This is a genomic window from uncultured Nocardioides sp. (assembly GCF_947488025.1).
GTDB lineage: Bacteria > Actinomycetota > Actinomycetes > Propionibacteriales > Nocardioidaceae > Nocardioides.
The window spans coordinates 1-26,399 of the sequence record NZ_CANKYS010000009.1 but is presented as its reverse complement, the minus strand read 5'-3'; the positions used below and the strand labels follow the sequence as shown (position 1 = coordinate 26,399).

The following is a 26,399-nucleotide window of genomic DNA, read 5'->3' as shown; positions in this document are numbered from 1 at the left end:
ACCGACACGGCCGACAGCGGTGCGGCTCGTCCCTCGAAGGTGCAGCGCCTCGAGCACGAGGGTGACATCGCGGCGGACTACCTCGAGGAGCTCCTCGACATCGCGGACCTCGACGGCGACCTCGACATGGACGTGGAGGGTGACCGCGCGAGCGTGCAGATCGGCGGCGCCGACCTGAGCCTGCTCGTGGGGAGCAACGGCGAGGTGCTGGAGGCGCTCCAGGAGCTGACCCGGCTGGCGGTCTACCGCGAGACCGGCGAGCGGTCGCGCCTGATGCTCGACATCGACGGCCACCGTGCGCAGCAGCGCGAGCGGCTCGTCGCGCTCGCCGAGACCTCCATCGCGGAGGTACGCGAGTCCGGTGAGTCGGTCTCGCTGGAGCCGATGAGTGCCTTCGAGCGCAAGGTGGTCCACGACGCGGTGGCCGCTGCCGGCCTGACGTCGGAGTCCGAGGGCGCCGAGCCCAAGCGGCACGTGGTGATCCTGCCCGCGTGAGCGACGACGTTTCACGTGAAACACCCTCCGCGCCTCCCGGGGCGCGGAGGGTGTTCGCGTCCGACCGGCTTCCCCTCGCGGAGCGCTACACCGAGCTGCTGGCCACGGAAGGCGTCGTACGCGGGCTGATCGGCCCGCGGGAGGCGCCCCGCCTGTGGGAGCGCCACGTGCTCAACTCGGCGGTCCTGGGCGAGGCGGTGTCCGAGGGCGCCTCGGTGTGCGACATCGGCACGGGCGCCGGGCTGCCGGGTCTGGTCCTGGCCATCGCGCGACCCGACCTCAGCGTGACCCTCGTCGAGCCGCTCCTGCGGCGTACGACGTTCCTCGACGAGGTGGTCGCCGAGCTCGGCCTCTTCCACGTGACGGTCGTCCGCGGCCGAGCCGAGGACCTGCACGGATCGGCGACCTTCGACGTCGTGACGTCGCGAGCCGTCGCTCCCCTGGAGCGCCTGCTCGGGTGGTCGATGCCGCTTGTGGCGCCGACCGGTGCGACCATCGCGATGAAGGGCCGGTCGATCCACGAGGAGATCGCGCAGGCGCGCGGCTTCCTGACCGCATGGCGGTGCGGGGAGCCCGAGGTGTTCGAGGTGGGCGTCGATCTGGTGGATCCGCCCACCACCGTGGTGCGGGTGCCGTGGGCCAACCCGGCCCGGATAGGTTGGCCCCTTGCCCGTGTTGCCAAGCGGCGCTCCGGGCGTCGAGACCGATCATCGGTCAAGCGAGAGGTGAGCTGAGTTGAGCCAGGGCCCCAGCGACAGCGCGGGATGGCGTCGGACCGACGACGCGCCCTACCCGTTTTCCACCGCTCCAGACCACTCCGCTGAGCGCGACTATCCACAGAATGTGGGTGTTCGTCCACAGGACGGGGATGACGGGGCTGTTTCACGTGAAACGGCTGCGCAGGATGTTCCACGTGAAACGCGGCCGGCGTGGCAGGTACGCACCGCCGGAGACCTTGCCGGCCAGGACAACGACTTCGCCGACCACGCGACGCCGCTGGCGCAGGCGGCCCAGCACTCGGTACTGGCTCGCACCGGCGGGCTCCGTCGACAGGGTGTCCCCCGCCCGGACGCCACGCGCGTCCTCGTCGTCGCCAACCAGAAGGGTGGCGTCGGCAAGACCACGTCGACGGTCAACGTGGCTGCCGGCCTCGCCCAGCTCGGCCAGAAGGTGCTGGTCATCGACCTCGACCCGCAGGGCAACGCCTCGACGGCCCTCGGCATCGAGCACCACCGGGGCGTCCCGTCGACGTACGACATGCTGGTCGAGGGCGCTCCGCTCGCGGACGTGATGACCGAGTCCGCCGACCTGCCGGGGCTGTGGGTCGTGCCGGCGACGATCGATCTCGCCGGCGCCGAGATCGAGCTCGTGAGCGTGGTCGCGCGCGAGCAGCGACTGGACCGGGCGATCACCGCGCACCCCCTGGTCGGCAGCGCCGGCGAGGTCGGCGAGGAGCGCTTCGACTACGTGCTGGTCGACTGTCCCCCGTCGCTCGGACTGCTCACGTTGAACGCCCTGGTCGCTGGCCGCGAGATGTTCATCCCGATCCAGGCGGAGTACTACGCCCTCGAGGGACTCGGGATGCTGCTGGAGACGGTCGAGATGGTCCGCCAGCACCTCAACCCGCGCCTGGTCATCTCCACGATCCTGTTGACGATGTACGACGCGCGCACCCGGCTGGCCGCCGGTGTGGCCGACGAGGTGCGCGGGCACTTCGGCGACCAGGTGCTGAAGACCGCGGTGCCGCGGTCGGTGCGCGTCTCGGAGGCGCCGTCCTACGGACAGACCGTGATGACCTACGATCCTGCGTCGGCGGGTGCGCTGTCCTACCTGGAGGCAGCCCGCGAGATCGCCAGCAAGGGAGCACCGGCATGAGTGAGGTCCTCGGATGAGCAGCAACGCGCCGCGCCGAGGCTTGGGCCGTGGCCTGGGGTCGCTGATCCCCACTGCCCCGAGCCAGCCCCCGCCGTCCTCGACGACGATCTCGACGACGCCCGTGCCGGGCGCGACGACGTCCCCCGGTGACCGCGACGGCCGGCCGGAGCAGGCGGCCGGTCCCGTCGACGGCGCGGAGGCGTCGGGCGCCACGATCGCCGGTGCCTACTTCGCCGAGCTGCCCATCGCGCAGGTCCGGCCCAACGCCCGCCAGCCGCGCCAGGTCTTCGAGGAGGAGGCGCTGGCCGAGCTCGTGCACTCGATCCGCGAGGTCGGCCTCCTGCAGCCCGTCGTCGTACGACGCACCGGCGAGGACTCCTACGAGCTGATCATGGGCGAGCGGCGGTGGCGGGCCTCGCAGCAGGCCGGCCGCGACACGATCCCGGCGATCGTCCGCGAGACCGGCGACGACGACATGCTGCGCGACGCGCTGCTGGAGAACCTCCACCGCTCCCAGCTCAACCCGCTCGAGGAGGCAGCGGCCTACGGCCAGCTCCTCGAGGACTTCGGCTGCACCCACGAGGAGCTCGCCCAACGCATCGGTCGCTCGCGGCCGCAGATCTCCAACACGCTGCGGCTGCTGAAGCTCTCCCCCGCGGTCCAGCGCCGCGTCGCTGCGGGCGTCCTGTCGGCCGGCCATGCCCGCGCCCTGCTGTCGGTCGACGACGCCGGCCTGCAGGACCGGCTCGCGTCGCGGGTCACGGCCGAGGGCATCTCGGTGCGCGGCCTCGAGGAGATCGTCTCCGTCGGGGTCGAGGAGGACGCCCCCTCGCGCGTCGTACGCAACAAGCCGGTCGCCCCCGGCCTGTCTGAGCTGGCCGACCGCCTCTCCGACCGCTTGGAGACGCGCGTCAAGGTCGACCTCGGCAAGGCCAAGGGCAAGATCACCGTCGAGTTCGCCAGCCTGGACGACCTGCGCCGGATCGTCGACATCATGGACCCCCGCAACCGCGACGACCGCCCGATCTGAGCCGGCGCACCCGCGCCTCCCCGCGTCGTACGCGACTGGTGGGGGGAGTCCGACACCTGGAGGGGGTTGTGGAGGCCTCCAAGAGGCAGACTCCCCGCCTGTGCGGGGACTCTGCGTCGAGCCCGAGCCGTAAATGTCGACAAAGCAACTCATCGACCTGTCGGCAGGTCGACGTAGCGACCTAGCGCTTTGTCTTCTTCGCCCGCTTGGCAGCGCGCTTGCGGGCCCGCTCGCGCTTCTCCTCGGCGTCGAGGCGCGCGGCCTCCTCGAGGGTGGGGGCCGAGCCCCCCATCGAGGCGGGCACCCACCACGAGCCCGGCGGCTGCTCGTCCGCGGGGTAGGCGGCGACGGTCTCGCGCAGCATCTGCGACATCTGGGCGTGGAGGCGCGCAGTGTCGCCGACCGGGTCGTCGCCGGTCGGGTACATCGGCTCGCCCACCGTGATGGCAATCGTCTTCCCGCGCGAGAAGTCGCGGGGGTGGTCCTTGGTCATCATCCGCTGGGTGCCCCACATGATGACCGGCACGAGGGGTACGCCGGCCTCCGCCGCGATGCGTGCGGCTCCGGTCTTGAACTCCTTGAGCTCCATCGCCCGGGAGATGGTGGCCTCGGGGAAGATCCCGACCGCCTCGCCCCGGCGCAGGTGGTCGACCGCGGTGCGGAAGCTGTCGATGCCGTCGCCCCGGTCGACCTCGATGTGGTGCAGCGAGCGCATCAGCGGCCCGACCCAGCGGTGGTCGAACAGCTCGCGCTTGGCCATGAAGCGGACCAGCCGGCCGGACGGGTTGGCCGCCAGGCCGCCGTAGACGAAGTCGACGTAGCCGATGTGGTTGTAGGCGAGCAGCACGCCGCCCTCGCGCGGCACGTGCTCGATGCCGGACATCAGGAAGCGCTGCCCGAGGAGCCTGAAGGCCGCCTTGGCGGTCACGATGATCGGTGGGTAGGTCACATCGCGCATGGCGAGGAGCCTAGGGCACCCCGAAGTCAGCCGGGCCGTGCACGCGACCCTTCGTGATCAGCGTCGCGTGGCGAGGAAGTCGGCGATCCGGCCGATGGCCTCCTCGAGCACCGATGCCTCCGGCAGGGTGACGAGCCGGAAGTGGTCGGGGTCGGGCCAGTTGAAGCCCGTGCCGTGCGTGACGAGGATCTTCTTGGCGCGCAGGAGCTCGATGACGAAGTCCTGGTCGTCGTCGATGGGGTAGACGTCCGGGTCGAGCCGGGGGAAGCAGTAGAGAGCTCCCCGCGGCTTCACGTTGCTGACGCCCGGGATCTCGTTGAGGAGGCGGTGGGCGAGCATCGACTGCTCGTAGAAGCGGCCACCGGGACCGATGAGCTCCTCGATGGACTGGTAGCCGCCCAGGGCCGTCTGGATGGCGTGCTGGGCCGGGACGTTGGCGCACATCCGCATGTTGGCGATCAGCGTGAGGCCCTCGAGGAAGTCGGTCGCGACCTCCTTCGGGCCGGAGATCATCACCCAGCCGGCGCGGTAGCCGCACACCCGGTACGCCTTCGAGAGGCCGGAGAAGGTCAGGCACAGCACGTCGTTGCCGCCGTAGGTCGCCGCGTGGTGGTGCTGGGCGTCCTCGAAGAGGATCTTCTCGTAGATCTCGTCGGCCATCACGACGAGGTGGTGGCGGCGGGCGATGTCGACGAGCGCCTTGACCGTCTCCTCGCTGTAGACGGCACCGGTGGGGTTGTTGGGGTTGATGATGACGATCGCGTGGGTGTTCTCGGTGATCTTCGACTCGATGTCGGCGAGGTCGGGGTTCCAGTCGTCCTCCTCGTCGCACCGGTAGTGCACGGGCAGCCCCCCGGCGAGGGTCACCGCTCCCGTCCAGAGCGGGTAGTCGGGCGCCGGGACCAGGATCTCGTTGCCGTCGTCGACGAAGGCCTGCAGCACCATCGAGATCAGCTCGGAGACGCCGTTGCCGATGAAGATGTCCTCCACGCCCACGTCACGCAGGCCGTGGGACTGGTAGTAGTGCATGACGGCGGTGCGCGCCGACCAGATGCCCTGGCTGTCGGCGTACCCCTGCGACTGCGGCAGGTGGTGGATCATGTCGGCGAGGATCTGCTCGGGGGCCTCGAACCCGAAGGGGGCGGTGTTGCCGATGTTGAGCTTGAGGATGCGGTGACCCTCGGCCTCGAGCCGCTGGGCCTCGACCAGGATCGGACCGCGCACGTCGTAGCGGACACCTTGCAGCTTCTTGCTCTGTCGGATCGGGCGCACGCTCCATCCTCTCAGGCGCCATCCGGCGCTACCATCGAAGCCGTGTCCCGCAAGACCGCGCGCCTGACGGTCGACCACCTCGCGGAGCTGGCCGACCCGGTGCGCTCGTGCCTGTTCTGGGAGCTCACGCCCGTCGACCGGGCCCGGCTCGACCACGAGGAGCGGATCGCGGAGAAGGAGAGCTGGCTCTCCGGGGTGCTGCGCGACTGGGGCTCGTGCGGACGCGTCGTACGCGTCGACGGACGCACGGTCGGGCACATCATGTACGCCCCCGCGGCACGGCTGCCCGGGGCGGCGAGCCTGCCCACGGCGCCCGGCTCACCCGACGCGATCGTCGCGGCCACGGCGTGGATCGACCCCGCCTTCCGGCGCGGTGGCCTCGGCCGGTTGCTCGTCCAGGCGATGGCCGCCGACCTGGTCGAGCGCGGCCACACGGCGATCGAGGCGTACGGCGACACGCGGGGGAAGACCGTCGGCTGCGTGCTCCCGGCCGAGTTCCTCGGCAGTGTGGGGTTCAAGACCCAGCGCGCCCATCCGACCAGCCCGCGGATGCGGATGGAGCTGCGCACCGCGCTGAGCTGGAAGGACGAGGTGGAGCTGGCCCTGGAGAAGGTGTGGGGGGTCGTCCGCCCCACGCAGAAGGCGACCCGCCCGATCGGATCGGTGCGGGTCGCCTCTCGCGACTAGCCACGCGCTGGTCGAGGTGCGAGCGGAGCGAGCCTCGAGACCACCGAGAGGACTGTTCCTCCCAGGTGGGGTTTCGACGCGCTCGTACGACCTCGCAGGCTCGGTCGTGTCGCTTGCTCAACCTGGCCACGCGACGCCGTGCGCGCCAGCGCGCACGGCTGCGTGTCTCAGATGATGCCGTCGAGCTCCTTGAGGAGCGCGGCCTTGGGCTTGGCGCCCACGATGGACTTCACGACCTCGCCACCCTGGTAGACGTTGATCGTCGGGATGCCGGTGACGCGGTAGGACGAGGGGGTCACCGGGTTCTCGTCGACGTTCATCTTGAGGAACGTGAGCTTCTCGCCGTGCTCGGCGTTGAGCTCGTCGAGGATCGGGGCGACCTGGCGGCACGGGCCGCACCACTCCGCCCAGAAGTCCACGAGGACGGGCTTGTCGGACTTGAGGACCTGCGCCTCGAACTCGGCGTCGGTCACGGCGGCGATGTTGGCCACGGAGGTGCCCCTTTCAGGAGGTCTGGGTTGTCGAACGACTGTGACTACTCAACAGCACGTCACCGACAGATGTTCCCGTCGGCGCGTGGGGGGAGGGCTCAGGCCCCGGCGGTCTGCACCTCTTCGGCGATCGCCTCGACCGTGGCGGCCGCGTCACCGGCGGTGGACGCCTCGTGGTCCAGGGCGGCGATGAAGCGCTCGGCGTCGAGGGCGGCCGCGCAGCCGGTGCCAGCGGCGGTGATGGCCTGGCGGTAGTGGTGGTCGACGAGGTCGCCGGCGGCGAAGACGCCGGGCAGGTTGGTCTTCGTCGACGGGTGGTCGACGAGGACGTAGCCGTCGTCGTCGAGGTCGACCTGGCCGGTCAGCAGCTCCGAGCGCGGGTCGTGGCCGATGGCGATGAAGAGACCGGTCACCTCGAGCGGGCGCTCCTCACCGGTGACGGTGTCGCGCACGGTGATCGACTCCAGCTTGTCGGCGCCGTTGATCGCGGCGACCTCGGAGTTCCACACCATCTCGAGCTTGGGGTCGGCGAAGGCGCGCTCCTGCATGATCTTGGAGGCACGCAGCTCGTCGCGGCGGTGGATCAGGTAGACCTTCGAGGCGAAGCGGGTCAGGAAGGTCGCCTCCTCGATGGCGGAGTCGCCGCCGCCGACGACGGCGATCGCCTGCTCGCGGAAGAAGAAGCCGTCGCAGGTGGCGCACCACGACACGCCCCGGCCGGAGAGCTCGTCCTCGCGGGGCAGTCCGAGCTTGCGGTAGCCGGAGCCGGTCGAGAGGATCACCGAGCGGGCGGTGTAGGTGTCGGTGGCGGTCTTGACGACCTTCACGTCACCGGTCAGGTCGACCTCCACCACGTCGTCGGAGACCAGCTCGGCGCCGAAGCGCTCGGCCTGGGCGCGCATCTCGTCCATCAGGGCCGGGCCCATGATGCCGTCGCGGAAGCCGGGGAAGTTCTCCACCTCGGTGGTGTTCATCAGGGCGCCACCTGCGGTGACTGACCCCTCGAACACCAGCGGCTCCAGAGCTGCGCGGGCCGCGTAGACGGCGGCGGTGTAGCCCGACGGACCCGAACCGATGATGATGACGTTGCGCGTCTCGGTGCTGGTGCTCATGTGTGGTCAGTGACTCCTGGGGCTCTGGATCGGGGTGTGCGGTACGTCGTCCTCAACCGATCGTAGGCGACCGTTGTTCCGTGCCCCGCCGGGATCGCTCAGGGCGCGGGCAGGGTGAGCGTACGCACGGGGTCGGGGGTGCCGCAGACGTAGAGCTCGACGCCCTGGTCCTCGCCCAGCGGGCGTCGGTACACGACCAGCCCGAGCTCGCCGTCGACCTGCGCCCGCACCACGGCGGCCCACCGACCCGCATCGACGCCGTCGCAGCCCTGCAGCGCGGCGAGGGACGTGAGGCGCTGCCGGCCGGTCGTGGCGTCCGGTCGGAGCACCACCAACTGGTCGACGAGGTCGTCGTCGTCGGAGAACAGCGTGGGGCCCGGCGCCAGTCCGGGACTCAGGAAGCTCTCGTCGGACTGCCGAGCCTCGTTGTCGGCGAGGTTCCCGGAGCCCTCACCTGCCGAGCCTGCCGAGTCGCCACCGTCGTCCTCGGACGTGGGCGCCTCGGCCAGGGAGCTGTCCGACGCCGATCCGGCGCTCGAGTCGGCGGCGTCGCCGCCGCCACGCGGGAGGGCCTGGCCGAGCGCGACGCCCGCGACCACGACGGAGGCGGCGGCCAGCAGCCCGATGCCGGCCACCCGCCGGCGGCGCGAGCCGATGTCGACGACGCGTCCCGGCGAGGTGTCCGCGGCCGCGCGCTCGGCCCGGAGGGCGGCGAGGGTGTCGTCGAGGCGGGCGACGACGTCGGGAGGCGGCGGCCCGTCGTGGCGCGCGTCGGCGAGCAGGCGGCGTACGGCCTCCTGATCGGGCGGGAGTCCGGAGGACTCGGTCATCGGCGGTCACCTCCTCGGGCTGTCGGGGTGTGGGGACGGGCGGGGGACGGGCGGGGGACGGGTGCGGTCAGTCCTGCTCAGGGCGTGGGCGGACCTCGCGGACGCACGGTCGGTTGGACGGGACCGTCGGTGGGCGGGTTCCCGTGAGGCGGGTCACCGGCCGGCTGGTGGAGGTCTGTCAGCAGCGCGGCCAGCTTGGTGCGGCCGCGCGAGCAGCGCGACTTCACCGTGCCCTCGGCGCACCCCAGCATCTCGGCGACCTCGGCGACCGGATAGCCCTCCATGTCGACGAGCACCAGCGCGGCCCGCTGCTCGAGGGGGAGGGTCGCGAGCGCGTCGAGGACCCGCCGGCGGCGTTCGGCGTCCTCCGCGACGGCCTCGGGCTGGTCGTCGTGCACGGCCGTGGCGACCACCGTGCCGCGGTCCTCCACGTCGTCGGGCAGTGCCTCGAGGCGCCGGATCTTCGCGGCCCGGATCCGGTCGAGGCAGGCGTTGACCACGACCCGGTGCAGCCAGGTCGTCACGGCGGCGTCGCCGCGGTAGGACCCCGCCCGCCGGAAGGCAGCGATCATGCCGTCCTGGAGGCCGTCGGCCGCGTCCTCCGGGTTGCCCATCGTGCGCAGCGCCACGGCCCAGAGCCGGTCGCGGTGGCGGGCGAACAGCTCGCCGAAGGCGTCGACGTCACCGTCGACGTGGGCCTGCAGCAGCTCCCGGTCGGAGCGGTCGTCGCTGGTGGGGGTGTGACTCACCCGAGGACCTGCACCTCGGTGATCGTGCCGCGGAACCCGTCGGGCACCTGCGGCAGGAGGGTGAGCCAGACGGTGACGTAGCGCCCCGACACCGGCTCCGCGAGGTCCACCGACAGCTCACCGTCGCCCGACGCCGTCCCGACGGGCGTGAGCTCGGAGACGCCCGTGGGCGCGTCGGAGGTGACGTACGCCGCCAGGGAGGTCTGGCCGCCCTCGGTGGTCACCAGCACCTGGCGCACGGCCCTCGTCGCGCCGAGGTCGACGACGATGCCGACACCGGTCTTGAGCCCGGCAGGGCCGAAGTTCTGCTCGTAGGTCGAGGTGGTCCACGAGGTCGCGGGGTCGCCGTCGAGCACGTTGGGCACCGAGTCGGGGTTCTCCTGCTGGCCGTCGGTGCCCTGGGGGTCGAAGTCGTCGGCGACGAGGTCGGTGAACGGGGTCGGCGGGGCGACGCTCGGGGTGGTCTGGGTGGTCGGCTCCTCGCTGGTGCCGGGCGTGGGCGGCTTCAGTCCGAGCTGGTAGGCCGCGACCGCCGCCACCCCGACGAGCAGGCAGATCCCGACGATCATCGCGAGCCGGATCCAGCTGCGACCGGGCACCTGGTCGCCGGTGTCGTCGAACCCGTCACCGGTGTCCCAGCGGTCCTCAGACCAGGAGCCGGAGGCCCACGACCCGGTGTCGCGGCCCACCGGGCGCACCCCGGAGTCGCGGCCCGGGTCCCGGCCGGAGCCGCCGGAGTCCTGGCTGGAGTCCTGGCTGGAGTCCCAGGGCCAGTACTCCGGGGCGGTCACAGCGCGGCTGCCCGGGCGCGGACGGCGTACGGGCTCACCGTCCGGCGGGTCGGGCGCGAAGAGCGGCTTGGGGGCGGGGGCGGCGAGCGGTGGCGGGGGCGCGGGCTTCTCCGAGCGCGCGCGCAGCCAGTCGACCTCGTCGTCGTCGTGGAAGACGGGCATCCCGGCCTGGGTCGGCAGCTCGGTGCTCGGGCGCTGCGGGGCGTCCGTCGGCGGTTCGTCGGCCCGGACGTCGGTGGTCACCTCGGGCTCCGGCTCGCCCGGGGCGTCGGCGGTCACGTCCGGCGCGTCGGGCGCGTCGTCGACCGCGTCGTCGGGACCGGGCTCGAGGTCGGCGGCCGGGACGACCGGCACCACCGTGGTGGGGGCGACGGAGGAGGTGGGGGGCGGGGTCGACAGCGGGGCGGTCTGGGCGGTCTGGGTGGCCTGGGGGGACGGGTGCGGGGTCGGCCGCGCGCCCGGGACGGCGACGTGTGTGCCGGTCATCTCGCCCACGTGCTCGAGGAGGACGTCGCGGATGCTGCGCGCCGACGGGTGGGGGTGGTCGGACTCGCGCTGCGGGTTGAGCACCTGGTCGCAGAGGGCGTCGAGCACCCGCGGGATGCCGGCGCGCACCCGCCGCGGGCGGAGCACCTCGCCGTGCACCTCGGGAGCGGGGGGCAGCGCCGACGGCGACACGCCGGCCCACTTGCCGGTGAGCGCGCAGTAGAGGAGGCCGGCGAGGTCGATCTCGTCGACGTTGACCCGTCCACCGGGCAGGCCGCGCAGCGCCGCCTCGACGCCGAAGCCGATGATCCGCACCTGGCCGTGCTGGTCGATGAGCACGTGCTCGGGCGTCAGGCAGCCGTGGGCGAGGCCAGCCTCGTGGGCGCCGACGAGGCTGTCGGCGACCTCCGCCACCAGCCAGGCCGCCCGGCGCGGGGCGATCGGCCCCTCCCGGGTGAGCAGGTTGTCGAGGGAGTCGCCCTGCCCCCACTCGTTGACCACGAAGCAGCGCCCGTCGGCGGCCTCGGCGTCGAGGACCCGCAGCAGCCGGCGGTCGATGACGGGGCCCGTGCGGCGGGCTGCCTCGAGGAGCGGCTGGGCGCGGTCGTCGTCCTCGGCGATGATGTGCACGGCCACCGGACGGTGGAGGACGAGGTCGTGGGCTCGCCAGAAGCGGCCGGCACCGGCTTCGGCCAGCAGGTCGTCGAGGCGGTAGCGCCCGGCGAGCACGTCACCGGCCTGCATCGACATCGGCACCGCTCACCCCACCTCCCTCACCTGTCCCACTGCTGAGCAGACTTGCTGGGCCCACTCTAGGGAGTCTCACCCGCGTCGCAGGCGCGCCGCGACGATGTCGACCAGGCTCGTGACCTCACGCACGCGCAGCAGGCGGGCGCCACCGAGCACGACGAGGAGGCCGGCCAGCGCGCTCGCCCCGCCGCGGACCAGGCCGACCAGCGGCCCGGGACGCTCGCCGAGACCGGCCAGCGCGAGCTCGACCGACCACGCGGCGGCGACGGCGGCGACGAGCACGAGCGACATCCGCGTGAGGAACCGGACGAGCTGCGGAGTCTCGAGCCCCCCGACCGTGCGCCGCAGGAGGACGAAGCTGACGACCGCGCCCACGGCGTACGACGACAGGTAGGCGACGACCAGCATCGGGGCGGTCTCCGCAGGTGGCCGCGAGGGCACGAGGAGGGTCGCGACGAGGACGTTGGTGCCCGAGACGGCGATCTGGATGAAGAAGACGAGCCGGGTCATCTCCATCGCGTAGAAGCCGCGGAGCATGAAGTAGTGGACGGTGAAGAAGGCCAGGGCCGGGCCGAAGAGGGCGAGGGTCGGCGCGAAGCTGGCGGCCGTGTCCTCGCCGCCGCCCCACCCGAAGGCGAACCCGGCCACGTCGCCGGCGACGACCGGCAGCAGGACCGCGAACGGCAGCACCAGCGCGAGCGACGTACGCATCGTCGACCCCACCGTGCTGCCCAGCTCGCCGAGCCGGCCCTCGTGGGCGAAGGACGAGATCCGCGGCAGGATCGCGGTCGCGAGCGAGACCGTGACGATCGAGTGGGGCACCATCATGATCAGCAGGCTGTTGGCGTAGACGGTGTAGCCGGTGCCGTCCCCGCCGGCGGCGGTGCCGCCCGAGGCGAGCTTGACCACGACGAGGTACGCCGCCTGGGTGACGATGACGAACAGCACGGTCCACACGCCCAGGGACAGCGTCTTGCGCAGCTCGGGGTCGCGGAAGTCGAAGCGCGGTCGGTAGACGAAGCCGGAGGCCCGGAGGTAGGGCAGCAGGACGAGGAACTGCGCGACGATGCCCACGGTCGACCCGAGACCGAGCAGCACCTGCTGGGCCGTGTCGAGGGGCTCGTAGAGCTGGGGTCCGTCGCCCACCGGGCCCCACACGAGGAGGTAGGTGACGAGCATGCCGATCGACAGGACGTTGTTGGCGATCGGCGCCCACATCATCGGACCGAAGCGCCCGCGCGCGTTGAGCACCTGCCCGACCAGGACGTACATCCCGTAGAAGAACACCTGCGGCATGCACCAGCGGGTCAGGGCGATGATCGAGTCGAGGTGCTCGGCCCGGTCGGGCTCGAGGTAGCGGTCGTTGAGGTAGAGGCTGAGCAGCGCCGGGGCGAAGACGACCAGCAGCACCGTCACCGCGCCCAGGAACAACGCGGAGAGGGTGATCACCCGTCTGGCGTAGGCGTCGCCGCCGTCGGGGTCCTCCTTGATCCGCCGGACGAGCTGCGGCACGAGGACGGCGTTGAAGATGCCGCCGGCCAGCAGGATGTAGACCATGTTGGGCAGCGTGTTGGCGATCGAGAAGAGGTCACCGCGGATCGCGGCGCCGAGCGCCGTGACCAGCAGGGCGCTGCGGATGAAGCCGGAGGCCCGGGAGAACACGGTCCCCGCGGCCATCACGGCCGAGGAGGCCAGGATCCGCTGTTCGCTCACGGGCGCTCCGCCGCAGTGGCACCTGGCGCGGTCGGCTCGGGCTGCTGGTCGGGCTGCTGGTCGGCCTCACGGTCGGCGGCGGCGAGCTCGGCCCGGCGGGCCCGGATCTGGCCCGGCAGCCGGTAGCCGATCATCCCGAAGAGCACGAGCGCGCCGAGGGCCATGACGATCCAGATGAGCGCGCTCACCCGGGCGGCGCGGATGGGCAGCTGGTCGGTGGCCCCGAGCGGCACCCCGTCGAGGCTGGTGACCGCGAGCCGGACGTTGTGCACGCCCGCCCGGCTCGTCGTCGCCTCGAACCGGACGACGCTGCGCGCCTGCGGACCCAGACGTCGTACGCCGCCGCCGGTCAGCGTCAGCTCCCCGTCGGTGCGGACCTCCACCTGCACCTCCACCGGCTGGTCGAGACCGTTGACGAGGGTCACGCCCAGCGGGCCGGAGTCGCTCGACAGGGTGACGGCCGGAGGAGCCTCGATCGAGATCTTCGCGAGGTCGCCGCGCAACGACTCGCGGACCCGTTCGGCCGCGCGCAGGGCCAGTCCGGGTCGCTGCCGGTGCTGCTCGGACAGGGTGACCAGCAGCTCGTCGCGCACCTGCGTCTCGATCATGGTCTGCGGGATCACCACCTCCTCCAGCAGGGTCGCGGCGTCGGCTGCACGCGTGGCCGCCGTGAAGGCTGCCGCCCCGAGCTCCTCGGCGACGTCGTCGTCGGTGTAGGTGAGGCTGGCGGCCGGGACGCCCTTGGGGGTGCGCGAGGCGACGCTGCCGAACGGCACCAGGTCGAGCCACGGCTGCTCGAGGTCGGTGAAGAACGAGGCGGCGTCCTCCCCGCGCCACACCGTCGGCAGCGTGACGACCAGCGGTGCGGTGTCGTCGGCCTCGAGGCGCAGGGCCGCCTCGCTCAGCAGGCGCTGGCGCAGCGCGAGCGGGTCGTTGGCCGCGGTCGGTCCGGGGCCGCCGGCCTCGGCACCGGTGCTCGTGACCACCACCTCGTGCCCGAGCAGCCTGACGACCGAGGTGGGGCTGGTCGGCGGGATGGCGAAGGCGTTGTCGCCCAGCAGGATCGTCGTGCCCTGCGGCACGGCGGCGATGGCCTCCGGGCTGAGCAGGTCGTTCTCGGGTGCCACGGTCGGCTGGGAGGGGAGCTCCAGGGCGGTCATGATGTCCTGGCTGCGGGCGGCCGCCTGGTCGAACCGGCTGCGGTCGTGCCGCACCGCCGCCGAGACGTCGAGGTCGCCGTAGGGCAGCGTCAGCACGGGGGTCGCGCCGACGAGCAGGCGGAACCGCTCCAGCCACGCCGAAGCGGCGGCGGCCAGCTGCGCCTCCTCCTCCGTCGGCTCCTCGGTGGGGACCGACTCGGTCGGCGTGAGGGTCTCCTCGGCCGGCGCCGGGGACTCCTCACCCTCCTCGCCCCCGTCCGAGGGCTCGGCCGGTGGCGGCTCCTGGCCGGGTACGTCGGGGTCGGGCGTGAGGTTGCGCGGCGGGTTGCCTCCCGTGAGGCGCGCGAGCGCGTGCAGGACGGCGGGATCCACGAGCCAGCTGTAGGGCGCCGAGCCGGCCGAGTCAGCCATGTCGAGCACCCCGTCGAGGCTGCCGCCCTCCGCGAGCCGCTTGGCCCACCGCTCGGTCCCCGCCACCCGGCCGTCCTCGTCGTACCAGACCCGGCTGCGGATCGGCAGGATCACCGACGCCTCCCGCGCCTGGCCACCGCCCGACGGCTCACGGGGGATGAAGGTGCGCGCGCGGCCGTCGGCGACGATGTCGCGCGGCACGGCACCGTCCCCGATGGCGTGGATGCCGATCCAGTAGACCCCGGGCTCGCCGGAGGTGGCGAGCAGCTCGACGGGCACCGAGTCGCTGAAGCGGGCGGACGCTCCGGGCGCCAGCTCGTCGATCGTGTCGAAGGTGCCCGGCACCGTCACCCGCTCGCCGACGAACTGGGCGGGATCGATCGTCGCGGACTGCTGGAGGTTGAGCGCGTCGAGGATCGGTGACTCGGAGGAGAAGGGGTGCATGTTGATGCGGGTGAAGGTGTCGTCGCTGACGTTGGTGACGGTGCCGGTGATCTCCACGTTGCCGGTGCGGGGCAGCACGGGGGTCATCGTGTCGATGTGCACGACCAGCGGGTCTGCGTCCTCCGCCGGTGCGGCCGGAGCGGGCGCGGCCAGCCCTGCGCTCGCGATGCCGAAGGTCAGGAGCCCCGCCAGGGCAGCACGGAACGACGACGAGCGGGGCACGCACCGATGCTAGTTGTTCGGCACCACCGGACCGGCACGTAGACTGGCCTGTCGTGTCCGACGTCGCACTGCAGCCCCTCACGATCGTCGAGATCCAGCGCCGGGTCGGCGAGGAGCTGGACCGCATCGGGTCGGTCATCGACGAGCTCGGCACCCTGTTCGCCGACGCCGGCGAGGAGCTGGCGCTGGTCGGCGGTCCGGTCCGCGACGCGATGATCGGCCGCCTGCAGAACGACCTCGACTTCACGACCTCCGCGCATCCCGACGTCACCGAGCGCCTCGTCTCCGGCTGGGCCGACGCGGTGTGGGACATGGGCCGCGACTTCGGCACGATCGGCTGCCGCAAGGGGCCGTGGCAGGTGGAGATCACCACCTACCGCTCCGAGAGCTACGACCCGTCGTCCCGCAAGCCCGACGTCGACTTCGGCGACTCCCTCGAGGGCGACCTGGGTCGCCGCGACTTCAGCGTCAACTCGATGGCGGTGCGGGTGCCGGGCCGCGAGTTCGTCGACCCGTTCGGCGGCATCGTCGACCTGGCCGAGCGGGTGCTGCGCACCCCCGGCACCCCGAAGGACTCCTTCTCCGACGACCCGCTGCGGATGATGCGCGCCGCCCGCTTCGCCGCCCAGCTCGGGTTCACCGTCGCTCCCGACGTGGTCGCGGCGATGACCGCCATGGCGGGTCGGATCGAGATCATCTCGGCCGAGCGGGTCCGCGACGAGCTGGTCAAGCTCGTCTGCGCGCCCCACCCCCGGCTCGGGCTCACGCTGCTCGTCGAGACCGGCCTGGCGTCGTACGTCCTCCCGGAGCTGCCCGCCCTCGCCCTCGAGCGCGACGAGCACCACCGCCACAAGGACGTCTACGAGCACACCCTCACGGTCCTCGAGCAGTCGATCGACCTCGAGCACCGCCTGGGCGGTGGTCCCGACTTCGTCTCCCGCTTCGCCGCCCTCATGCACGACGTCGGCAAGCCGCGGACGCGCCGCTTCGAGACCGGCGGCGTGGTGACCTTCCACCACCACGACGTCGTCGGGGCCAAGCTGACCCGCAAGCGGATGAAGGCGCTGCGGTTCTCCAACCACGACATCGACGACGTCTCCCGCCTCGTCGAGCTGCACCTGCGCTTCCACGGCTACGGGTCGGGGGAGTGGACCGACAGTGCCGTACGCCGCTACGTCTGCGACGCCGGCGACCAGCTCGAGCGGCTGCACATCCTCACCCGCGCCGACTGCACCACCCGCAACCAGCGCAAGGCCGACCGGCTCCGCCGCACGTACGACTCCCTCGAGGAGCGGATCGCCCGCCTCTCCGAGGAGGAGGAGCTCGCCTCCATCCGCCCCGACCTCGACGGCAACCAGATCATGCAGCTCCTCGGCATCGGTCCCGGCCGCGAGGTGGGCGAGGCCTACGCCTTCCTGCTCGAGCTCCGGATGGACGAGGGTCCGCAGACCCCCGAGCAGGCCGAGGCCGCGCTCCGCGCGTGGTGGGCCGCCCGGGGCTGAGGCGACCTGATCTGTCCCTGATCCGCCCCGGGACCGCCAGTGGGGAGGATCGTCGTGACATGTCGGGGACGATGTTCCCCACTGCCGTAGGGGGCGGGCGGGTGCTGAGGCACCCGAGGCTCAGGCGGTGCGGTCGCGGACCGCGTCATCGAGCCAGGCAGGGAAGGCCGACAGGTCGTCGAGGACGACGTCGGTGCCGGCGTCCTCGAGCTCGGCCCGCGTGCACCCCCCGGTCAGCACCGACACGCTGAGCACGTCGGCGGCCCGGGCACCCTCGACATCGTGCACGTGGTCGCCGACGTAGGCGAGGGCTCCCTCCCGGCGCAGGACCTCGGCCTTGCCCACGCCCCAGACCCAGCTCTCGAGGTGGTCCGCCTCGAGGCCGAGGTGGTCGAGGTGGAGCTGGGCGTTGGGGCCGTACTTCCCGGTGACGACGAGCACCCGACCCCCGTGGGCGCGCACTGCTGCGAACGCCTCGTGCGCCCCGGCCAGAGCGGGCACCGTCGTGATCGCATGGTCGGGGTAGAGGGCGCGGAACCGGTCACCGGCGGGGCCGACCTGGTCTGGAGACAGGTGCGGTGCGAGGAGGTGGTCGAGGGGCGGGCCGAGCCGCGCCGTCATCTCCTCGACCGGGAAGTCCACGCCGAGCTCGGCGCCCAGCGCCAGCAGCACCTGGCGGAACCCGGCCGCGGTGTCGATCAGGGTGAGGTCGAGGTCGAAGCCGACCACGAGGGGCGTACGAGCGGTCACGCCGGCGAGCGTACGGAGGCGCAGCCAGCAGCACGAAGGCCCCGCCCCTGGAAGGGGACGGGGCCGTCGTCGACCCGGCGCCGGGCCGGGTCAGGCGTCACTCGCCGGCGATGAACTTCTCGAGCTCGGCGCGACCGAGCTCGTCGGCCATCTGCACCGGGGGGGACTTCATCAGGTAGGCCGAGGCCGGGAGGATCGGGCCGCCGATGCCGCGGTCCTTGGCGATCTTGGCCGCACGGACGGCGTCGATGATGATGCCGGCCGAGTTGGGCGAGTCCCAGACCTCGAGCTTGTACTCGAGGTTGAGGGGCGCGTCACCGAAGGCGCGGCCCTCGAGGCGGACGTAGGCCCACTTGCGGTCGTCGAGCCAGGCGACGTAGTCGGACGGGCCGATGTGGACGTTGCGGTCGCTGACCTTGTCGGCGAGCTCGCCCTTGAGGTTCGACGTGACGGCCTGGGTCTTGGAGACCTTCTTGGACTCCAGGCGCTCGCGCTCGAGCATGTTCTTGAAGTCCATGTTGCCGCCGACGTTGAGCTGGTAGGTGCGGTCCAGCGCCACGCCGCGGTCCTCGAACAGCTTGGCCATCACGCGGTGGGTGATGGTCGCGCCGACCTGGCTCTTGATGTCGTCGCCGACGATCGGGATGCCTGCGTCCTCGAACTTCTTGGCCCACTCGGGGTCGGAGGCGATGAAGACGGGGAGCGCGTTGACGAAGGCCACGCCGGCGTCGATCGCGCACTGGGCGTAGAACTTGTCGGCCTGCTCCGAGCCCACCGGGAGGTAGGACACGAGGACGTCGACCTCGGCGTCCTTGAGCGCCTGGACGACGTCGACCGGCTCGGCGGCCGACTCCTCGATGGTCTGGCGGTAGTACTTGCCGAGGCCGTCCATCGTCGGGCCGCGCTTGACCTCGACGCCGAGCGTCGGGACGTCGCAGATCTTGATGGTGTTGTTCTCCGAGGCGTCGATGGCCTCGGAGAGGTCCTTGCCGACCTTCTTGTCGTCGACGTCGAAGGCGACCACGAACTCCACGTCCTTGACGTGGTAGTCACCGAAGACGACGTGCATGAGCCCGGGGACGGTCCCGCTGGGGTCCGCGTCCTTGTAGTACTCCACGCCCTGGATGAGGGACGTGGCGCAGTTGCCCACTCCCACGATCCCTACTCGTACCGAACCCATGGGGCTCTCCTTCTCTGTGCTGGGCCTTCTGGCTGCTGGTCGGTGGTGGTGCTCAGTGCTCGTGCTCAGTGCTGGTGCTCAGTGCTGGTGCTCGGTGGTGGTGGTCTGGCTCGGCGGGGTGCCGTGCTCGTCGCCGCGCTCGGCACGGATGAGGTCGGAGAGCCAGCGCACCTCGCGCTCCACCGACTCCACGCCGTGACGCTGGAGCTCGCCGGCGTAGCGGTCGACCTCGGCCTGCGTGCGGGCCAGCTCGGCCTGGACGCGGGCGAGCCGCTCCTGCAGCCGCGAGCGACGTCCCTCCAGGACGCGCAGGCGGATCTCCATGTCGGTGGAGGAGAAGAACGCGAACCGGATGTCGAAGTTGTCGTCCTCCCACGCGGTGGGGCCGACCTCCGACATCAGGCGCTGGAACTGCTCGTTGCCGGCGGGGGTGACCTCGTAGACGATGCGCGGCCGGCGGCTCGTCGACGTCGTGGTGGTGCTGGCCTCGGTGATGAGGTTGGCCCGCAGCATCTTCTTGAGCGCCGGGTAGAGCGAGCCGTAGGACAGCACCCGGCCCCAGCCGAGCATGAGGTTGAGCCGCTTGCGCAGCTCGTAGCCGTGCATGGGTCCCTCGTGCAGCAGTCCGAGGACTGCCAGCTCGATGGTGTCACCACGGCGTGCCATGTGACCTATCGTACCGATATATCCGCCCACGACGAATCTGGGTTGTGGGACCCCTGCCCGTACCCTGTTGCCCTGTGAGTGCTAAGAAGCGGAGGGCCGACGGCAAGGCCCAGACCCGGCGTCCGAAGAAGCGGCGTACCGGCAAGCAGCAGGCGGCTCGGATCGCCAAGGTCCTGGCGATCGTCGGTGTGGTCGGTGCCCTCGTCCTCGGCGGTGTGGTGGTCGTCCTCTACCAGGCGATCAGCATCCCGCAGCCCAACGAGGACTTCGAGGCCCAGACCACCTTCGTCTACTACCGCGACGGTGAGCGCCAGCTCGGCACCTACTACGAGGACCAGAACCGGGTCTCGATCCCGCTGCGCGAGATGCCCGAGACGATGCAGGACGCGGTGGTCGCGGCCGAGAACCAGACGTTCTGGACCGACAAGGGCCTCGACCCGAAGGGCATCCTGCGCGCCCTCTTCTCCAACGCCCGCGGCAACGCCCGCCAGGGCGCGTCCACGATCACCCAGCAGTACGTCAAGATCCTCTACCTGACCAGCGAGCAGAGCTACAAGCGCAAGATCAAGGAAGCGATCGTCTCGCTGAAGATCCAGCAGCAGCTGAGCAAGGAAGAGGTGCTCGAGGGCTACCTCAACACCATCTACTTCGGCCGCGGCGCGTACGGCATCGAGGCCGCGTCGGAGGCCTACTTCGACCACCCGGCCAGCGAGCTCAACCTGCGCGAGTCGGCCGTCCTCGCCACGGTGCTCAACAACCCGTCGAAGTACGACCCGGCCAACGGCAAGGAGGCCAAGGCGGACCTCAAGGGTCGCTACGCCTACGTCCTCGACAGCATGGCCGAGATGGAGACCATCACGCCCGAGCAGCGTGACAAGGCGCTCAAGAAGCTGCCGAAGTTCCCGAAGATCGCGGCCCAGAGCCAGTTCGGCGGGCAGCGCGGCCACATGCTCGCGCTCGTCAAGCAGGAGATCCTGGACCGCGGCATCGCCGACGAGGACGAGATCGACGGCGGTGGTCTCCGCATCACCACGACGTTCGACCCGCAGGTGATGGCCGACGTCGAGGAGGCTGTCACCGAGCAGCGTCCCGACGCCGGGATGCCCGGGCCCGCGGGCAACAAGGACCTGCATGTCGGCGCGGCCACCGTCGACACCGCGACCGGCGAGCTCCTCGGCTTCTACGGCGGCCAGGACTACCTGGAGTCCCAGATCAACTGGGCCGTCTCCGGCGGCATGGCCGGCTCGACGATGAAGGCCGCGACCGACGTCGCCGCCATCCGCGACGGCTTCTCGCTCAACGACACCTTCGAGGGCAACAGCCCCATCGACATCGCCGGCACCGAGTTCGGCAACCAGGGCGACACCGACTACGGCTCGGCCGTGTCGATGCTCAGCGCCACCGAGAACTCCGTCAACACCGCCTTCGTGGACATGGTGGACTCGATGGAGGACGGCCCGCAGAAGGTCGTCCAGGCCGCCGAGGACCTCGGCATCCCCGGCAACGAGACGCAGCGGTGGGGCATCCCGCGCCGCTCGATCGACTTCCAGGACAACGTCGGTGTCACCCTCGGCACCGCGCAGGTCAGCCCGATCAACATGGCCAACGCCTACGCCACCCTCGCCAACAACGGCGTCCGCAACGAGGTCCACGTCCTGCAGAAGGTCGTCGACAAGGACGGCAACGTCCTCTACGAGGCCAAGCAGCGCAGCAAGGAGACCGTCGACCCCGACATCGCCGCCGACGTGACCTACGCCCTGCAGCAGGTCGTGGAGTCCGGGTCGGGCACCGAGGCGCTCGCCCTGGGCCGCCCCGCCGCCGGCAAGACCGGCACGGCCACCAACGACGACGACGAGGTCTCGTCCTCGTGGTTCGTGGGGATGACCCCGCAGGTGTCGACCGCGGTGATGTACGTCCGCGGCAAGGGCCGCGACGGCCTCGACGTCCCGCGCCCCGACGGGGGCGACCTGTGGCTCCCGACCAGCTCGGACGGCAAGTCCGGCTACTTCGGCGGCAACTACCCCGCCAAGACCTGGACCTCCATCATGCAGCGGGTGATGGAGGGCAAGGACGTCGAGGAGTTCCCGGAGCCGGTCTACGTCGACGGCGACGCGCCCGAGGACGGGCACGACTACACCCCGCCGCCCCCGCCCCCGCAGCCCTCATCGCCCCCGCCGCCGCAGCCCTCCAACACCCCGACGGAGACCGCTGGGCCGCCCACCGAGGAGCCCTCGGAGACGCCGACCGAGACCCCGACGGAGACGCCGACGGAGACCCCGGTCCCGACGACCCCGGTCCCGACGACCCCGCCTCCGCCCCCGCCTCCGCCGCCGACGACCCCGGTCCCGACGACCCCGCCCCCGCCGCCGCCCGCGCCGACGGAGACCCCGACCACCCCGCCGCCCGGCGGCCGCCTCCAGCCGCGCCAGCCGCTGGCCGACGTCCGACCCTGAGCCCGTCGGTGGACCGCCCCGACCGCCCCGCGTCCGAGGTCGTCCTCGGCGACCACGATGCGCCCACGCGCACCGACCCGGTCGCCGCGGCGATGTCGGAGGTGGTGGGCGGTCCCCTGGGCGACCACGCCGCGGGGCACCGCTGGTGGGACGCCGGTCGGGTGCTGGCCGGCGCGACCGCGCTCACCCTGGCCGCCGGCTTGGTGAGCAAGGCCGCGTGCGTGCCGTCCGGGTGGAGCAACCAGGACCAGCCGTTCACCGAGCTGTGCTGGACCGACCTCGCCGGCACGTCGGTCGACGCCGGGTCGCCGCCCCGGGTCGCCGGCTGGCTCGAGCAGGCGGCGGAGTGGCTGCCCGGCACCGGGACGGTGGCCACCACCGCCGCGCTCGCCGTCGTCCTCGCGGCGCTCGCGCTGCTCGCGACGGCCCTGCTCGTCCGCGTGGACCGGCGCCGGCCCTGGGCCGCCGCCGGCTGGGCCCTGGGCCCGGTGCTCCTCGTCCACTGGCTGTCGTGGGAGCTGGTGGCTGCCGTCGGGCTCGCCGTGCTGCTGTGGGGCTGGACCTCCGGGCGCGCCTGGCTCGCCGGCATCGGGGCCGGGGTGGGCGCGGCCTTCGCGCTGCCGGTGGCCGTCGCCTTCGTGGGCGTGGTCGCCGTCGGGGGCCGCCTGCGCGAGCGGGTCGACGCCCTCCTGGCGGCCGCCGCCGCCTACGTCGTGGTCACCCTGCCCGGCCGTGCGACCGCGGAGACCCCCGACATCGGGTCGGTCTGGTTCCTGCTCGACCGCACGGACGTCGGCGGGTCCGCCACGACGCGCACGGTCGTCCAGGTCGTCGTCCTCGCCGCGGCTGCGGGCGCCGTCTGGTGGCTCGTCCGGCGCGCAGCGCGACCCAGCCCCCTGACCAGTGCCCGCGCCGGCCTGGTCCTCCTGGCGGCCGTGCTCGCGGTGGCGCCGTCGGCACCTCCCGAGACCGCCCTGCTGGTGCTGCCGCTCGCCGCGATCGCCGTACGCCGCTGGCGCGACCTGCTCGTGTGGCAGGCGCTGCACCTGCTCAGCTGGGTGCTCACCGGGTGGTACGTCGGGCAGGTGCTCGTGCCGACCGTCGCCGACGACGTGCGCGCCTACTGGCTGGCGGTCCTGCTGCGGGTGGGCGGGCTGGTGTGGCTGGTGGCGGCCGTGCTGCGAGACGCCGCCACCGGGTCAGTCGACGACGACGCGGTCGAAGTCGGTCGCGGTGAACCGGACCCGGACCTCGATGTCCTCGCCGATGCGGGGGACCCGCGCCCCTGACGGGACGAACAGCATCGACGCCTGCATGTGGGGCGGCTCGGCGAAGAGCCGCTGCTTGCCGTCGATGGAGAACGGGGAGCGCACGAAACCGACGGCGTCGAGGCCGCCTCGCGCCAGCGTCGCGGCGCGTGCCTTGAGCGACTGGTCGCCGGTCGGCGCCTCCAGGCCGATGCCGTGCGCGGTGCCGCCGCTCACCACGACGATGTGGCCCTGCTTGGGCGCGCTGCGTCCCCGGTAGCCGAAGGTGTCGCCGCGATCGACCTCGTGGACGTCGAGGACCGTCGCCGTCACCGAGAGGGCCCCCCGGTCGCCGAGCCAGAGGTCGGTGCCGATGCGGGGACGGACCGTGAAGTCGGGGTAGGTCGTCGTCAGCCGGTCGAGCTCGGCCTCGGTGAGGTGGGAGACGAAGACGGTGCGCGTCGGCAGGCCGGAGGCCACGACGTCGTTGATGAGACGGGTCACCTCGCCGAGGTGCGAGGTGGTGTTGAGCGGGAGGTGCATGGCGACGCCGCTCAGGCCGCACCGGTCGCTGCGCGCCGGACCGAGCGTCGCGGCGGCCTCGGCGAGGCCCCGGCGGGTCATCCCGTGGCGCAGCATGGAGGTCAGCTGCTCCAGCACGAATCGGGCGTCGGGGTCGCGCTCGCGCAGGGCCACCAGGTCCTCGGGGCGGCTGACCGTGTGCACGACACGGGACGCGAGTCGCGGGTCGAGGTCGAGCGCCGCACCGAAGGGACGCCACGGCGTGAGCACGAGGAGGTCGCCCGCGTAGCGGCTCGCCGCCTCGGCCACCTCGTCGTAGGTGCCCACCGCGACCGTGTCCACCGGGGCCCCGGTCTCACCGGCGTGGTCGGCCAGCCACTGCGCCCGCCGCGCGAGGCGACCGACCGACAGGCCGTAGCCGTTGCCCTTCGCCACCGGCACGATGCCCGGGTGGGTGCGGACCGTCTGGAGCAGGTGGGAGCGCCAGCGCTCGCCGTCGACCCGAAGGACCAGGCTCATGCGCGCCTCACCCCCGCCGGGCCAGGTAGAGCTGGAACGCCTTGTAGATGGCGCGGTTGACCGGGAGGTCCCACTCACCGGCGTACTCGACCGCCTCGCCGCCCGTGCCCACCTTGAACTGGATCAGCCCGACGTGGGGGTCGTCCGCGTCGAGGGTCTCGGTGATGCCGCGCAGGTCGTAGACGTGGGCGCCGGCGTCGAGCGCGTGGCGCATCATCGCCCACTGGACGGCGTTGGAGCCGCGGACCTCCCGCTTCTCGGTGGAGGACGCGCCGTAGGAGTACCAGGCGTGGGTGCCGACGCGGATCCCGATCGTGGCCGCGACGAGGTCGCCCTCGTGGCGGGCCAGCCACACCTGGATGCGGCCGGGGTCCTCGGCGGCGAGGGCGTCGTACATCGTCTCGAAGTAGGACAGCGGGCGCGGGGTGAAGTGGTCGCGCTCGGCGGTGTGGACGTAGAGGTCGTGGAACGCCTTGAGGTCGGTGCGCTCGCCCAGGGTGACCTCGACGCCGGCCTTGTCGGCCTTCTTGATGTTGCGGCGCCAGAGCTGGTTCATGCCCTTGAGGACCGCGTCCTCGCTGCGCGGCTGGCCGTCCTGGTCCGCCAGCGGGACCTGGAAGTTGAACTGCGGCTGCCCGGCGGTGAAGCCGCCCTCGGCCGACTGCTGCTGCCACCCCAGCTCGTGCAGCTGCGCGACCACGCGGGCGCCGTCCTGCGTGCGCTCGAGGGGAGGTACGTCGCCCAGCCGGCGCACGGACTCGTCGGCGATGCCGGCCTTGACCTGCTCGGCGGACCAGCGGCGGGTGACGACGGGCGGGCCCATGCGGACCGCGAAGGCGCCCTCCTGCTTGAGGTGGGCGACCATCGGCCCCAACCACGAGCCGAGGTCGTCGTCGGACCAGTCGATGACCGGACCCTCGGGGAGGTAGGCGAGGTAGCGCCGCACCTTCGGCAGCTGGCGGTAGAGGACGAGGGCCGCGCCGACGAGCTCGGTTCCGCGGAACCACCCGAGCGACTCCGAGCGCCACTCGGCCTTCACGCTCGCCCAGCCCGGGGTCTGGAGGAAGCTGGCGGACGACCGGCTCGCGATGAGGTCACGGTGCTGCTGGGTGGAGATGGGGCGCAGCGTCAGGGGGGTCGTCACCCCGGAGAGATTACAAGGGACCAGACACGACCCCCGTACGTGTCTGGTCCCTCCACCGGTAGAGACGCAGGGCACACCCGTTTGGTTGCCCTGCGGTGGCGACTTCGTTGGAACGGTCCTCGCGTGGACCGCCTGTGGGGGTGGAGAACAGGAGAGTTCGTCCGGTGATCGTCAGAAGATCGTCAAGACGCTCACAAGGTTGGCCGCAATCCGCTATGGAGCCGTAGCAGTCGGGTACGGCAGGACGTTGCACAAGTGGGGGAGCAGAGCGGCCCGTGGGGACGATGCCGCCGCGCCCCTGCCACCGCCGGCGCACCTCGCGCCGCACTCAACCCTTGGGGGACACCAGCATGAGCTCTACCGACCGCAACCGCCTCGCTCCACGACTGGGCCTGGCCGCACTGATCTGCCTGGGGACGGTCGCCGCCGCCCCCGTCGCCGCCACCGCGGGGCCTCCCGGCAACAACGGCACCGTGAAGGTCGCCCCGTACGGCGACATCGACGCCATCCCGAACAACCACCCGCACGTCGGGTGCACCTTCCAGCTCGAGTGGTACGGCTTCGACGCCGGGGTGACCTCGACGGTCCTCTTCGAGGAGCAGGCGCCCACCACCGGCGTGGGCATGAGCGTCGCGGGTGACACCACCGTCCAGCTCGACAACGACCCCGGGAACGGCGCCGGCAACGGCGGCATCGACGGGTCGCAGGCCTACACCCTGTCCTTCACCGGAGCGCCGCACCCGCAGCAGGGCTACCACGTGAAGCTCACCATCAACACGCCCGAGTCCAACGGGGCGACGGTCAAGCACAAGGTCTTCTGGGTGGAGGGATGCGGCACCCCGCCGACGACCCCGCCGACGACTCCGCCGACGACCCCGCCGACGACCCCGCCGACGACCCCGCCGACGACCCCGCCGACGACCCCGCCGACGACCCCGCC

Annotated in this window: 22 protein-coding genes and 1 pseudogene; 9 read left to right on the top strand and 14 right to left on the bottom strand. The window is 72.0% G+C overall.

Going from position 1 to position 26,399, the window contains the following annotated elements:
• Window positions 1-39: 39 nt before the first annotated feature.
• The 4 genes from Q1B24_RS14930 to Q1B24_RS14915 all read left to right on the top strand — a co-directional run bounded on the left by Q1B24_RS14930 (window position 40) and on the right by Q1B24_RS14915 (window position 3,400).
• Entirely contained in the window at window positions 40-495 is a 456-nt protein-coding gene (locus tag Q1B24_RS14930) for a R3H domain-containing nucleic acid-binding protein (RefSeq protein ID WP_299930820.1), read from the top strand.
• Between the two features lie 50 nt (window positions 496-545).
• On the top strand, window positions 546-1,229 hold the full coding sequence (rsmG, locus tag Q1B24_RS14925; RefSeq protein WP_299930280.1) for a 16S rRNA (guanine(527)-N(7))-methyltransferase RsmG: 684 nt from the start codon (window positions 546-548) through the stop codon (window positions 1,227-1,229).
• A gap of 289 nt (window positions 1,230-1,518) precedes the next feature.
• Window positions 1,519-2,370 carry a ParA family protein gene (locus Q1B24_RS14920; protein WP_299930819.1) on the top strand — a complete coding sequence of 284 codons (852 nt, stop codon included), beginning with the start codon at window positions 1,519-1,521 and terminating at the stop codon, window positions 2,368-2,370.
• Window positions 2,371-2,383: 13 nt separating this feature from the next.
• Entirely contained in the window at window positions 2,384-3,400 is a 1,017-nt protein-coding gene (locus tag Q1B24_RS14915) for a ParB/RepB/Spo0J family partition protein (protein ID WP_299930277.1), read from the top strand.
• A gap of 181 nt (window positions 3,401-3,581) precedes the next feature.
• Here Q1B24_RS14915 and Q1B24_RS14910 read toward each other — a convergent pair whose 3' ends face one another.
• Window positions 3,582-4,358 (bottom strand): lysophospholipid acyltransferase family protein, encoded by a 777-nt coding sequence (locus Q1B24_RS14910; protein ID WP_299930274.1) that lies wholly within the window; start codon window positions 4,356-4,358, stop codon window positions 3,582-3,584.
• Window positions 4,359-4,415: 57 nt separating this feature from the next.
• Window positions 4,416-5,630 carry a pyridoxal phosphate-dependent aminotransferase gene (locus tag Q1B24_RS14905; RefSeq protein WP_299930271.1) on the bottom strand — a complete coding sequence of 405 codons (1,215 nt, stop codon included), beginning with the start codon at window positions 5,628-5,630 and terminating at the stop codon, window positions 4,416-4,418.
• Between the two features lie 42 nt (window positions 5,631-5,672).
• Here Q1B24_RS14905 and Q1B24_RS14900 point away from each other — a divergent pair, with 42 nt between their 5' ends.
• On the top strand, window positions 5,673-6,317 hold the full coding sequence (locus Q1B24_RS14900; RefSeq protein WP_299930267.1) for a GNAT family N-acetyltransferase: 645 nt from the start codon (window positions 5,673-5,675) through the stop codon (window positions 6,315-6,317).
• 167 nt (window positions 6,318-6,484) lie between these two features.
• Here Q1B24_RS14900 and trxA read toward each other — a convergent pair whose 3' ends face one another.
• The 7 genes from trxA to Q1B24_RS14865 all read right to left on the bottom strand — a co-directional run bounded on the left by trxA (window position 6,485) and on the right by Q1B24_RS14865 (window position 15,476).
• Window positions 6,485-6,808, bottom strand: a complete 324-nt coding sequence (trxA, locus tag Q1B24_RS14895) for a thioredoxin (protein ID WP_299930264.1) — start codon at window positions 6,806-6,808, stop codon at window positions 6,485-6,487.
• A gap of 98 nt (window positions 6,809-6,906) precedes the next feature.
• Window positions 6,907-7,920, bottom strand: a complete 1,014-nt coding sequence (gene trxB / locus Q1B24_RS14890; RefSeq protein WP_299930261.1) for a thioredoxin-disulfide reductase — start codon at window positions 7,918-7,920, stop codon at window positions 6,907-6,909.
• Between the two features lie 98 nt (window positions 7,921-8,018).
• Window positions 8,019-8,750: a hypothetical protein gene (locus Q1B24_RS14885; RefSeq protein ID WP_299930258.1), complete on the bottom strand. Its 732-nt coding sequence runs from the start codon at window positions 8,748-8,750 to the stop codon at window positions 8,019-8,021.
• 77 nt (window positions 8,751-8,827) lie between these two features.
• A complete protein-coding gene (gene sigM, locus Q1B24_RS14880; RefSeq protein ID WP_299930255.1) occupies window positions 8,828-9,499 on the bottom strand; it encodes an RNA polymerase sigma factor SigM in 672 nt (223 codons plus the stop codon).
• On the bottom strand, window positions 9,496-11,526 hold the full coding sequence (locus tag Q1B24_RS14875) for a protein kinase family protein (protein ID WP_299930252.1): 2,031 nt from the start codon (window positions 11,524-11,526) through the stop codon (window positions 9,496-9,498). The genes sigM and Q1B24_RS14875 overlap by 4 nt, the downstream gene beginning before the upstream one ends.
• Before the next feature lie 72 nt (window positions 11,527-11,598).
• Window positions 11,599-13,239 carry a murein biosynthesis integral membrane protein MurJ gene (murJ, locus tag Q1B24_RS14870; protein ID WP_299930250.1) on the bottom strand — a complete coding sequence of 547 codons (1,641 nt, stop codon included), beginning with the start codon at window positions 13,237-13,239 and terminating at the stop codon, window positions 11,599-11,601.
• Window positions 13,236-15,476 (bottom strand): DUF6049 family protein, encoded by a 2,241-nt coding sequence (locus Q1B24_RS14865; protein ID WP_299930247.1) that lies wholly within the window; start codon window positions 15,474-15,476, stop codon window positions 13,236-13,238. Before Q1B24_RS14865 ends, murJ begins: the two co-directional genes overlap by 4 nt.
• Before the next feature lie 53 nt (window positions 15,477-15,529).
• On the opposite strand from Q1B24_RS14865, the gene Q1B24_RS14860 reads away from it, so the two are divergent.
• A complete protein-coding gene (locus Q1B24_RS14860) occupies window positions 15,530-16,978 on the top strand; it encodes a CCA tRNA nucleotidyltransferase (protein WP_299930244.1) in 1,449 nt (482 codons plus the stop codon).
• Between the two features lie 120 nt (window positions 16,979-17,098).
• Here Q1B24_RS14860 and Q1B24_RS14855 read toward each other — a convergent pair whose 3' ends face one another.
• From Q1B24_RS14855 to Q1B24_RS14845, 3 genes are all read right to left on the bottom strand, one after another.
• Window positions 17,099-17,728: an HAD hydrolase-like protein gene (locus Q1B24_RS14855; protein WP_299930241.1), complete on the bottom strand. Its 630-nt coding sequence runs from the start codon at window positions 17,726-17,728 to the stop codon at window positions 17,099-17,101.
• Window positions 17,729-17,825: 97 nt separating this feature from the next.
• Complete coding sequence (locus Q1B24_RS14850; protein WP_299930238.1) at window positions 17,826-18,908, bottom strand: inositol-3-phosphate synthase; 1,083 nt, start codon at window positions 18,906-18,908, stop codon at window positions 17,826-17,828.
• Window positions 18,909-18,986: 78 nt separating this feature from the next.
• A complete protein-coding gene (locus Q1B24_RS14845) occupies window positions 18,987-19,574 on the bottom strand; it encodes a PadR family transcriptional regulator (protein ID WP_299930235.1) in 588 nt (195 codons plus the stop codon).
• Window positions 19,575-19,648: 74 nt separating this feature from the next.
• Here Q1B24_RS14845 and Q1B24_RS14840 point away from each other — a divergent pair, with 74 nt between their 5' ends.
• The gene (locus Q1B24_RS14840) at window positions 19,649-22,027 is read left to right on the top strand and encodes a transglycosylase domain-containing protein (RefSeq protein ID WP_299930233.1); all 2,379 of its coding nucleotides are present in this window, start codon (window positions 19,649-19,651) and stop codon (window positions 22,025-22,027) included.
• Between the two features lie 8 nt (window positions 22,028-22,035).
• Window positions 22,036-23,316, top strand: coding sequence for a hypothetical protein (locus tag Q1B24_RS14835; RefSeq protein WP_299930230.1), 1,281 nt, complete (start codon window positions 22,036-22,038; stop codon window positions 23,314-23,316).
• Here the strand turns inward: Q1B24_RS14835 and Q1B24_RS14830 are convergent.
• The gene (locus tag Q1B24_RS14830) at window positions 23,227-24,315 is read right to left on the bottom strand and encodes an alanine racemase (RefSeq protein ID WP_299930227.1); all 1,089 of its coding nucleotides are present in this window, start codon (window positions 24,313-24,315) and stop codon (window positions 23,227-23,229) included. The genes Q1B24_RS14835 and Q1B24_RS14830 overlap by 90 nt on opposite strands.
• A 7-nt stretch (window positions 24,316-24,322) precedes the next feature.
• Window positions 24,323-25,459 carry a peptidoglycan bridge formation glycyltransferase FemA/FemB family protein gene (locus Q1B24_RS14825; protein WP_299930224.1) on the bottom strand — a complete coding sequence of 379 codons (1,137 nt, stop codon included), beginning with the start codon at window positions 25,457-25,459 and terminating at the stop codon, window positions 24,323-24,325.
• 350 nt (window positions 25,460-25,809) lie between these two features.
• On the opposite strand from Q1B24_RS14825, the pseudogene Q1B24_RS14820 reads away from it, so the two are divergent.
• Window positions 25,810-26,399 (top strand): annotated as a pseudogene (locus Q1B24_RS14820) (hypothetical protein); the annotation flags it as partial.

Coding starts and splice junctions, on each gene's coding strand:
- trxB (WP_299930261.1), bottom strand. CDS start 7,920: ATGAGCACCAGCACCGAGACGCGCAACGTCATCATCATCGGTTCGGGT.
- Q1B24_RS14845 (WP_299930235.1), bottom strand. CDS start 19,574: ATGGCACGCCGTGGTGACACCATCGAGCTGGCAGTCCTCGGACTGCTG.
- Q1B24_RS14885 (WP_299930258.1), bottom strand. CDS start 8,750: ATGACCGAGTCCTCCGGACTCCCGCCCGATCAGGAGGCCGTACGCCGC.
- Q1B24_RS14830 (WP_299930227.1), bottom strand. CDS start 24,315: ATGAGCCTGGTCCTTCGGGTCGACGGCGAGCGCTGGCGCTCCCACCTG.
- Q1B24_RS14915 (WP_299930277.1), top strand. CDS start 2,384: ATGAGCAGCAACGCGCCGCGCCGAGGCTTGGGCCGTGGCCTGGGGTCG.
- Q1B24_RS14850 (WP_299930238.1), bottom strand. CDS start 18,908: ATGGGTTCGGTACGAGTAGGGATCGTGGGAGTGGGCAACTGCGCCACG.
- Q1B24_RS14875 (WP_299930252.1), bottom strand. CDS start 11,526: ATGTCGATGCAGGCCGGTGACGTGCTCGCCGGGCGCTACCGCCTCGAC.
- Q1B24_RS14910 (WP_299930274.1), bottom strand. CDS start 4,358: ATGCGCGATGTGACCTACCCACCGATCATCGTGACCGCCAAGGCGGCC.